The 9,404-nt window shown below is 65.9% G+C and carries 7 protein-coding genes and 1 pseudogene; 2 read left to right on the forward strand and 6 right to left on the reverse strand.

Annotated elements, in window-relative coordinates; all coding sequences use genetic code 11:
* Positions 1-118: 118 nt before the first annotated feature.
* The 4 genes from ACFWAY_RS52090 to ACFWAY_RS52105 form a co-directional block, all read right to left on the reverse strand.
* Positions 119-2,440 carry an AAA family ATPase gene (locus tag ACFWAY_RS52090; protein ID WP_378516310.1) on the reverse strand — a complete coding sequence of 774 codons (2,322 nt, stop codon included), beginning with the start codon at positions 2,438-2,440 and terminating at the stop codon, positions 119-121.
* Between the two features lie 77 nt (positions 2,441-2,517).
* Positions 2,518-5,148: a LuxR C-terminal-related transcriptional regulator gene (locus tag ACFWAY_RS52095; RefSeq protein WP_378516311.1), complete on the reverse strand. Its 2,631-nt coding sequence runs from the start codon at positions 5,146-5,148 to the stop codon at positions 2,518-2,520.
* Between the two features lie 646 nt (positions 5,149-5,794).
* Complete coding sequence (locus ACFWAY_RS52100) at positions 5,795-6,010, reverse strand: hypothetical protein (protein ID WP_378516312.1); 216 nt, start codon at positions 6,008-6,010, stop codon at positions 5,795-5,797.
* A 138-nt stretch (positions 6,011-6,148) separates the two neighbouring features.
* The gene (locus tag ACFWAY_RS52105) at positions 6,149-6,889 is read right to left on the reverse strand and encodes a hemerythrin domain-containing protein (RefSeq protein ID WP_378516313.1); all 741 of its coding nucleotides are present in this window, start codon (positions 6,887-6,889) and stop codon (positions 6,149-6,151) included.
* Between the two features lie 839 nt (positions 6,890-7,728).
* On the opposite strand from ACFWAY_RS52105, the gene ACFWAY_RS52110 reads away from it, so the two are divergent.
* Positions 7,729-8,184 carry a hypothetical protein gene (locus ACFWAY_RS52110; RefSeq protein ID WP_378516314.1) on the forward strand — a complete coding sequence of 152 codons (456 nt, stop codon included), beginning with the start codon at positions 7,729-7,731 and terminating at the stop codon, positions 8,182-8,184.
* Positions 8,181-8,534 (forward strand): hypothetical protein, encoded by a 354-nt coding sequence (locus tag ACFWAY_RS52115; RefSeq protein WP_378454021.1) that lies wholly within the window; start codon positions 8,181-8,183, stop codon positions 8,532-8,534. Before ACFWAY_RS52110 ends, ACFWAY_RS52115 begins: the two co-directional genes overlap by 4 nt.
* A gap of 453 nt (positions 8,535-8,987) precedes the next feature.
* On the opposite strand, the gene ACFWAY_RS52120 is transcribed toward ACFWAY_RS52115, so the two are convergent.
* The gene (locus tag ACFWAY_RS52120; RefSeq protein WP_009760353.1) at positions 8,988-9,110 is read right to left on the reverse strand and encodes a hypothetical protein; all 123 of its coding nucleotides are present in this window, start codon (positions 9,108-9,110) and stop codon (positions 8,988-8,990) included.
* 51 nt (positions 9,111-9,161) lie between these two features.
* Positions 9,162-9,404: pseudogene (locus tag ACFWAY_RS52125) on the reverse strand (TIGR03086 family protein); the annotation flags it as partial.

The raw sequence follows: 9,404 nt of genomic DNA on the forward strand, positions 1-9,404 counted from the left end.
GACCCGTTCGACACCGTCTTTCCCGGTGTACTTACGGCGTTGAGTGGCGATGTGGACTGCACCGGTTCCCTTGGCCATGAACTGATTTTACTCCACGGCTACCATAGTGGCAATCATTTTAGTGACTACACCATGGGTGTGTCTCATGCCCCCGCTGCAGCTCAGCCGTAAATACCAGGACAAACCCATCGCAACTTCGGGCTAGGGCGGTGGCATGGCGGGCAGCTGCGGGGGCGCGGGGTCCGTCGACCTGGCCGGAGAGCTCGTGTAGCCGGTGGGCCGTGGTGGAATCGCCGAAGCGAGTCGCCGTGTGTAAGCACATCACCTCGTAGGCATATTGGTGGTGTGCGGCCGCGCATCGGGCGCCGCGGTGCGCAATCTCGATGGCTTCGGTGACGGCACCGGTTGCGGCGGAGACCCAGGCCCGGGTGAGGAGATACTCGGGGTTGAGGTAGGGGACGGGGGTGGGGCACCAAGTATCGAGTGCGCGCAGGGTTTCCGTCGCGCTTGCGCCGTCTCCGGACATTGACTGTGTCTGGGCGAGCGCGCAATACCAGATCGTGGGGATGTAGCCAATGGGGATACCGACCGAGGTGAAGCGTTGCTCCAGCCGTCTCCGTGCGGCATTCAGGTGCCCCGCCGCGAGGTCGGCTTGTCCCAAGAGTATGGAGGGAAATCCCTGCGCCCAGCCGGGTCCATCGGCGGTCTCGTCGTAGATTCGCGTGGTGACGGCGGTGGCCTCATTGACGTATCCGGCCAGCCTCAAGCTTCTGGTGTGGAACTCGCTGAAGGGAAGACGGACTATCGAAACCCGCGGGGAGCCGGTCATGAGGTCGTCTGCGCGGGCGGCGACGGGTGCCATCTTCGACGTCGTGCCGGTATCCCCCAAAGCGATCAGGAGGGAGCCGAGCGCCCAGATCCCGGATATCTCCGGCAGGTCCGGCGCATCGAGCGCGGACTGTGTGGCTTCGAGCGCGTCGAGTGGTCGCCCGTTGTACGCGTGGACGATGGCGCGGCCGGCCGCCAATGCACCGTGCACGTGCGGTGCGGTCGTTTCCCCCGCTTCGAGGAGCACGGACTCCGCTTCGTCTGGACGATCGAGAGCCCACAGCAGATTCCCGAGTCGACGGCACGCCACGTCCACGACCTGTTCGTCGGCGAGGGGCTCCGCGAGGAGTCGTGCGAGGACTTGTTCGGATTCCTCACCGCGGCTGAGTTCGGTCAGCGCCAATGACAGGGTGATGCGGGCGTCGTAGCCGGCGCCGTTCGAGATCGCGGCGTTGCACAGCCGTACCGCGAGTTCGGCATCGAACAATGCCAATGATGCAGTCGCGGCCTCCGTGAGAAGGACGGGTTCGGCGCTGAGGCCGGATTCGAGGATCAGGACGGCACGGCGAATGAGGTCGCGGACGTCGGAATCGTTCATGGCGCCAAGGGCTTCGGCGATGTCACCTTGTAGCCGTCGCAGTCGTAGGGGTGTGGCCTGGGCGCGGCGGGCTTCGCCGTAGAGCGGGTGCGCCAACCTCACCGGGTGGCGGCCGCCCCGGTCGACGGTGATCAGCCCGATTGAATGTGCCTGCTCAACGGCCTCTGGATCGGTGAGGTCGGCCAGCATCTGTTCGGGCAATGGCTCGCCGACGGCAAGGAAGTCGAGCACCGTGCCGACCGCGTGCGGAAGTGCGTCGAGTTGCGCGCCGATGAGGTCCGCCAGCCTCGGTGAGACGGTGGGGGGACCTTCCCACACCCAGACGCCGGCGCTGAGTCCTGGTGCTACCGGGCTCGGGGCGAGTCGTCCACTGGCGGCTTCCTGTTCGACCAGATGGCGCAGGTACAGGGCGTTGCCGCGGGTGACGTTCCATAGTCGGCGGGTGGCCATCGGGTCCAGTGAGCCGCCGAGGACTGTGGCGACGAGGTCCCCGGTCTCCTGTTCAGAGAGTGGTTGGAGTTCGATGCGCTGGAGGTGACCGTCCTTCCAGAGTGCGGTGACCGCATCGGGGACCGGTTCACCGGTGCGGACGGTGACCACGACGGGGGCCAGTCGCCGCTGTACGAGTTGGAGCATTACAAACGCCGACAGGTCGTCGAGTAGATGTGCGTCATCGACCCCGATCACTGTCCTTGCCCCAGCCGGGTGGGCGGAAAGGTGATCGATGACGCCGCGGACAACGCACATTGTGTCCGCGGTGCCGCCGTCGGTCCATTCGGTGAATGCTCCGAGCGGGAGTGCCCGGGCGGAGGTGGTCGCTCGTGCCCATCGCAACACCCATCGTCCCGGATGGACTTGTGCGATTGCTTTTCGGGCGAGGCGGCTCTTGCCCACACCGGCGGCGCCGGCGATCACGATTCCTCGGTAACCGTCGGCTCCGGTCACGGCGGCATTGACCAGGCCGAGTTCCTCTTCCCGCCCGACCAAAGGCCAGATATTTGCAATCGGTTTCATCTCGCCCAGCCTTCGGATTGAGATACAGAAATGGGCTCGATGGGGTGTGATGTGCGTTGGGCCGCAGTCATATTGATTCATCGCCCCGTGACTGTGCCGCCGAGGTCGTCACGTCCGGCGAGGCCAGTTTTGAGGGAGGCACGGTAGAGGTGTCCTTCGACGGTGCGGACGGACAGCGTCATTTTCTCGGCGATCTGCTTGTTCGATAGACCTTGGGCGGCGAGGGTGATGACCTCGCGTTGCCGGGCGGTCAGCGTCGTCGGCTGGTTGGCCTCGCGGAGGGCCGGTGTATCGGCGCCGTCGCAGGTGTCGGCGAGGTGCTGTGCGCGGGCGGCGGCGGTGAGGGCGGATCCGTTGCGCCCGAGGCGGCGGTAGGTGGTGGCGGCGTGCGCGGCGGCGTCCATGGCGGCCAGCAGATCACCCATCTCCTCGAACCGGTGGGAGGCGTCGAGGAGGCCGTCCGCGTCACCGGCGGCGAGAGCTGTTGCGTGCCGGGCGGCCGCGGGGGCGCGGGGCCCGTCCACCTGGCCGGCGAGCTCGTGGAGGCGGTCGGCGGTGGTGGTGTCGCCGAGGCGGGTGGCGGTGTGCAGGCACATCACTTCGTGGGCGTATTGGTGATGTTCGGCGGCACAGCGGGCGCCGCGGTGCGCGAGTGCGATGGCTTCGGTGACGGCACCGGTGGCGGCGGAGACCCAGGCCCTGGTGAGGAGGTAGTCCGGTTTCAGGTATGGGACGGGTGTGGGGCACCAGGCGTCGAGGGCGCGAAGGGTTTCGATTGCGTGCGCGCCGTCTCCGGACATCGCTTGGGCTTGGGCGAGCGCGCAGTACCACGCTGTGGGGATGTAGCCGTGGGCGGTTCCGGCGGAGGTGAAGCGCTGTTCCAGTTGTTTCCGTGCCGCTCTCAGGTGCCCCGACGCGAGTTCGTCCTGCCCTCTCAGCAGGGCGGAGAAGCGTTGCGCGAAGCCGGGTGCATCGGCGCATTCGTTGCAGATGCGGGTGGTCACGGCGGTGGCATCGCGGAGGTAGCCTGCCAGCCGCAACCCCCGGGTGTGGAACTCGCTGTAGGGGAGCCGAACGGAGGAAACCAGCGGGGAGCCGGTCATGAAGTTGTAGGTGCGGTCGGCGTCGGGTGCGAGCTCGGATGCCTTTCCCATGTCCCCCTGGGCGATCAGGAGGGCACCCAACGCCCACATGCGGGCCAGCTCGGGGAGGTTAGGTGTCTGCAGTGCGGATGTTGCGGCGTCGACGGCGTCGAGGGGACGCGCGTTGTATGCGTGGACGATCGCCAGACCCGCAACCAACTCGCCGTGCGCTTGGGGTGTCGTCGTCATTTCTCGCGTTTCGAGGAGCACGGATTCGGCATTCTTGGGGCGACCGAGTATCCACAACAGATTCGAGGACCGGAGGAATGCTGCCTCGACACGGTCGTCGTCGGGGAGCGGCCAGGTGAGGACCTGTGTGAGGACCTGCTCGGATTCCTCGCCGCGGGAGAGGATGGTCAGGGCGACGGACAGGATCAGGTGGGTGTCGTAGTCGGCACCGTGTTCGATGGCTGCCTTACACAGGCGCATTGCGAGGTCGGCATCGAACAATGACAGTGATGCCAACGCGGCGTCGGTGAGGAAGTCGGGGTCGACAGTGAGTCCGGCTTCGAGTGTCAGGACGGCGCGGCGGACGAGGTCGCGGGTGTCGGAATCTTGTTTGGCGTCAAGGGCTTCGGCGATGATGCCTTGTAGCCGCCGCAGCCGTAGTGGTGTGGCCCTGGCGCGGCGGGCTTCGCCGTAGAGGGGGTGCGACAACCGCACCAGGTGCCGGTCGCTGCGGCCGACAGCGATCAGCCCGGCTGTGTGAGCATCCTCGACGGCGTCGGGGTTGGTGAGGTCGGTCAGCATTTGTTCCGGCAGCGGTTCGCCGACCGCCAGGACGTCGAGGACGGCGGCGACGGCGGGTGGAAGGGCGTCGAGTTGGGCTCCGACGAGGTCTGCCAGCCCAGGAGAGACGGTGGGGGGACCATCCCACCCCCATACTCCGGCATTGAGTCCTGGTTCCTGTGGTCTCGGGGCGAGTCGTCCGGTGACCAGTTCCTGTTCGACGAGGTGGCGCACGTAGAGGGGGTTGCCGTGGGTGATGGTCCATAGCCGGCGGGCGGTGTCGGGGTCGAGGGGGCCGCCGACGACCCCGGTGACAAGTTCACCGGTTTCCTCTTCCGAAAGTGGTTGGAGTTCGATCCGCTGGAGGTGATCGTCCTTCCACAAGGCACTGAGTGCATCGGGCACCGGTTCGCCGGTGCGAACGGTGACCACGACCGGGGCGAGTCGCCGCTGGACGAGTTGGAGCACCACGAACGCTGACAGATCGTCGAGAAGGTGGGCGTCATCGATTCCGATGACCGTCTTTGCGCCAGAGGGGTGGTCGGAAAGGTGATCGATAACGCCGCGGACAACGGACATCGTGTCCGCAGTGCCGACGTCGGTCCATTCGGCAAATGCTCCGAGCGGGAGCGCCCGAGCAGAGGCGGTGGCTCGCACCCACCGCGATGTCCAGCGTCCGGGGTGGACTTCGGCGAGGGCTCTGCGGGCCAGATGGCTCTTGCCCACACCGGCGGTGCCGGCGATCACGATTCCGCGGTAACCGTCGGCTCCGGTCACGGCGGCGTTGATCAGGCGTAGTTCCTCCGCGCGCCCGACCAATGGCCAGACACTCGCCATGAACTGATCGTATGCAGGTCCGGTACAAAAAAGCGACCACCAGGTTCGATTTGTGAGGGCCGAGCTCACAGGGAGTACGTGTTTCCCGCTGTCCGTGGCAGGGGTGGGGCGCGGGCGCTGCCGCGCCGGCTGCTCGAGGATGCACGTAGGGAGGGATTTGTCACGGTTCGTCTCGAGTCGCTTCGTTTCATGACGGGGGCGCATGCGTTGAATCGATCCGAGGGGTCTGTGGAGACGGCGCCGTTCCCCGGGTCGGAAGCGGTGAGTGCTGGGCTCCAGTCGTCGGCGGTGATCACGGCGATTCGTCTGTAGGTCGGCGGCCGCACAGGGTAACCCGTCCGCAACGCATCATGCGGCATCCAAGTACCAGGTGGCCTGCCTGAAAGAGGCGATCCCAGTGGCTAGATATCGGGCGTCCTCGGAGCCTTACTCAGAGTCGTCGCATCCCGCGCGGATGATCTGGAGGAAGTGGAGCGACGAGGACTGTCCCGCAGAGAGTTTGGGGTGGAAGCCGCTCAGATTCGTCAGCGTCGAGTGGGATCGGCGCGGTGCTCGCGATCGGAGTGAAATAGTTCCTGGGAACGTCCTGTCCGCTTCAGGTGCGGCAGGTTATCGAGATGGTTGTCGCACCTGAAGCGGGTTTCGGTCAGACAGCGCAGAGCCCCGCGATGGGGATTCCGATGAGCGGGATGAGCAGCAACGGTGCGCATGCGCCACCGAACGGTCCGAGCATGACGGGATGGATTGTCTCGGGCGCTGGTGGTGTCGGGGCCGGTGCTGCTGCTGCGACACCGGATCCAAACGCAATGAGGGGTGCGATTGCGGTTGCTGCGATCGCGGTGCGGAGTGTGTTCTTGTTCATTGGTCGCTTCTTTCTGTTGTTGGTGTGCGGGTGTGCTGAGGGCATTCGAAATGCCGGGGTGTGGCTGTAAGCGTCTGTGGTGAAGTCTGTTTGGGTGTGGCATCGCCTCCTGTGGTGTGGGTGAGCGGCTGGGGTAGTTCAGGTGGCGGAGAGTGCGGTGTCGAGTGGGTGCAATGCGGCGTGGATTCGTGACGAGTGCCGTCGGTTGCAGGTGGTGGTGTGGTTCTTCCAGAGGTGTCGTGTGTGGTGGCGGCAGGTGAGTGTGAGCGCGTGGTGGGTGAGGGATCGATGATCTAGGTGGAGGAGCCGTGTGGTGAGCGCGCGGCGTTCAGGTTCGAGTGTGTCGGTGAGCCAATAGGCTTCCCGGGCGAACTCGACCGTGCGGGTGGTGTGGAAAACGTGGTGGAACCAGCTTTTCCATCCGATATCGGTGATGGTCGCGGCCAGGATGGGTGCGAGTTCGGTTTCTTCGTGATCGAGGTGGGGGAGCAGGATGGTGCAGAGTCGTTCGAGTGCGCCGCGGAGGTCGTCGCGCACGCTGACAGCTCCCAAGCGCTGGTAGGCATGGGCGGTGTGTTCGACGGTTTCGGCGGCGTGGTGGATGCGCGCATGGCCGAGGGTCAGCTGGTCGAGCAATGGTGCCGCGGAGGGCGTTCGCTGGAGGGCGAGCGGCCACAGATAGGTCTCTTCGGTGGTGTGGTGGCGTTCGAGGAAGGCCACAGTCCAGGTGAGGTGGTCGGCGAGTGCGGCGCGGCGGCGGGCGCGGAGCGGGGCGCGGCTGCTGAGGGCGTCGAAGGTGCGGCCGAGATCGCGGCGCAGGGCGTCGTGGATGATGCCGATCAGTTGGGTGTCGACTGGGTGAGCCGTGGTGGTGGTCATGGCGAGTGCTCCTGGGCTGCGGTGCCGTACTGGGTGACGCTTCGTGTTGGGTACAAGAAGAAGCGTGCGTGCCGGAACGGGCTTGGCCAGGAGTAGTGGAGTACTCCACCTGAGCGGTGAATGATCCCGTGGGTACTCCACCCGAGATGGGTTACGCGTGTTGGCGTCGGGGTTGGGGCACGATGATGGGTTCGTGAAGGCCGGTGCCTCCGATATTCCAGGAGGCGGTGCCTCCGATATTCCAGGAGGGCACGGGTGCGATGTGCCGCCCGAGCCGCTGGTTTCCTCGGTCGGCACTTCACAAGGTGGTCGGCGTGACCGATCCGCAGACGACCTACCGTGAGAACGCGCGGGACCTAGATGAGATGGTCCTGGCGCTGCACAACCGGCTGCTGAGAGTGAGGGCGGAGGTGGCCGGACGTGAGATGTAGACTGCGGACCGAAGATGCCTCGCTGACTGAGTCAGATGCTCTAGCGGCGGTTGGTGTGGTCCAAATCCGCGATGTACGTACGGCGCTCGCCATGTCGATGCCGCGTTGCTTGGTTTGCCTGGGCGCGATCGTCAGTGGCTGCGGTGGAGGGTGGCGCCCGCGCGGTTCTGGGTTTCGATGTCTGCGCGGATGTTCTCGGCTGCCCGGTAGATCACCCTGCACCTGTCCCGCGGGTTCTTCGCCTTGTCGGCGGCGTGGAAGCCCGCCTCGAGCCTCCATTGGAGCGCAGGACACTTTCTCTTCCGGGGATTCGTTCGATGGCGCCGAGAGCAGCCACTGGGAGTACCAACCGGCTACTGTGCGCACCTTGCCGACCGCTGACTTTGAAAGTACATTGAAAGTATGTCTGTGGGTGAGGTGCCGTTCTCGGATATCCAGAACAAGGGGAAGGCGACACTGTCGGAGTGGCAGCGGTCGGGTGCGCGGCCGCTGCGGGTGACGCGCCGAGACGACGAGGATCTGGTGCTGATGACGGCGGCGCGGGCGGATCAGGAGCGGGAGGTCCTCGCGGCGGCGACGGCGATGGTCGACGCCCTGCTGCACTCGGATGACGGTGCTCTGGTCCGCAAGGTGGTGGCGGCGGCGTTCCCGTGGGTGAGCTACCTGTCGGCTGAGGAGCTCGCCGACTTCGTCGACGAGCTGATCGCGTCGCTACGGGCGGGTTCGTCGCTGGATAATCCGGCACCGCCGGCCCGGACGATCGAGACGTGGCGGCACACGGCGGAGGTGTATGCCGATCCGGAGCTCGCCCGGATCCTGTCGGCGCCGTCCGAGGGTGACTTCGGGGCCGTGCCGGAGCTGTGAGCCCGAAGCGGGGTGAGCGGGTCGCGCCGCCGGCATCGGGCGAGTTGTGGGAGCTGCGGTTCGCGACCAGTGACGCGGCGAAGGGGTGGGACGAGCTGTGCCGGCAGGCGCCGGCGAACACACTGGTGGCGTACGAGGAGCTGCGACGCCGCACGGTCGTCGGGGAGTCGACGACGCGCCATCACCGGTTGAAGGGCAAGCTCGCGACCGGGGTGCACAACGGGGTGGAGATGGAGCAGTGGCAGTACGAGGTCACCGCCGGTGGCCGGGTCTGGTATGTGCTGGACATCGAGCACCGCACGTTGTGGCTGAAGTATGCGGGCACAGGGCACCCCAAACAGACCGAATAATGTTGCCATTGTGCTGAATAGGGACCCGATCGAATCGACTCAGCGGAGTCGGGGAGCCGAGGTGGTCGGCTCGCGACCTGGAACCGTGCTGTGCGAGCATACTGTTCTATTCGTCGTCCCTGCCCGAGCCGCACACTGAGCGAGTGTTTGAGTGCGGGAGCTGGAAACGGGGCACCATGGCCACGGTCGCGAAGAAGAACAGCTGAGCGGGAATCCGCTCTGCTCATAGTGGCTTCGCGACTTTCGGTCAGGATCTGCCACCGAACCGGCTCCCGACCCTACATTCGGTGGGCAGTGAGGTTCTGGGCGCCGAGCGAACGCATCTGAATCCGGTGCGGGAGGCATGACGGGCCGGCGACGGCGCGTTGCATCTCCGGTCGCGGTCGATCCCGGGAAAAGGCGGGATCGCGGAGAAGATCTCCGCACCCAGCGTCTTCGATGCGGTTCCTCAGTTCAGGGCAGCAACGTCACCCTGAAGAGCAGATCGAGCCACACGGCGATCGCGACCAGACCGCCGAACGCGACCGCGACGATGAAGAATGGCGTCGTCGCGCGATCAGCCCAGTCGATCGGCACATCGTCGATAGAGCCGTGCGGCGGACTTTGTGCGCCACGCAGTTCGTTCTGTTAGGTGGTGCGGCCCAGGAAGTTCAGCAGCTGGGTCTGGGCGTCGGCGTTGTCTGTGGGCGCCACCTTGGCCCCGAAGGCGTGGGGGAGCCGGATCTGGTCGTCTTCTGCGACCAGCAAGGTTCGGGCCAGCTCGACGGCCTCGGGGTCGAGGTGTTCGTCCTGCCCGGTGGCGCGCGCGAAATCCCAGGTGTGAATCAGCGTGTCGGCGCACGCCATCCGCCGGACGAATTGCTCGAAAGG

This window comes from Rhodococcus sp. NPDC059968 (assembly GCF_042738615.1).
In the GTDB taxonomy this organism is placed as follows: domain Bacteria; phylum Actinomycetota; class Actinomycetes; order Mycobacteriales; family Mycobacteriaceae; genus Rhodococcus_F.

Excerpts from the sequence above, each read along its gene's own strand:
- ACFWAY_RS52090 (WP_378516310.1), bottom strand. The coding sequence starts at position 2,440 with ATGAAACCGATTGCAAATATCTGGCCTTTGGTCGGGCGGGAAGAGGAA.
- ACFWAY_RS52095 (WP_378516311.1), bottom strand. The coding sequence starts at position 5,148 with ATGGCGAGTGTCTGGCCATTGGTCGGGCGCGCGGAGGAACTACGCCTG.
- ACFWAY_RS52100 (WP_378516312.1), bottom strand. The coding sequence starts at position 6,010 with ATGAACAAGAACACACTCCGCACCGCGATCGCAGCAACCGCAATCGCA.
- ACFWAY_RS52105 (WP_378516313.1), bottom strand. The coding sequence starts at position 6,889 with ATGACCACCACCACGGCTCACCCAGTCGACACCCAACTGATCGGCATC.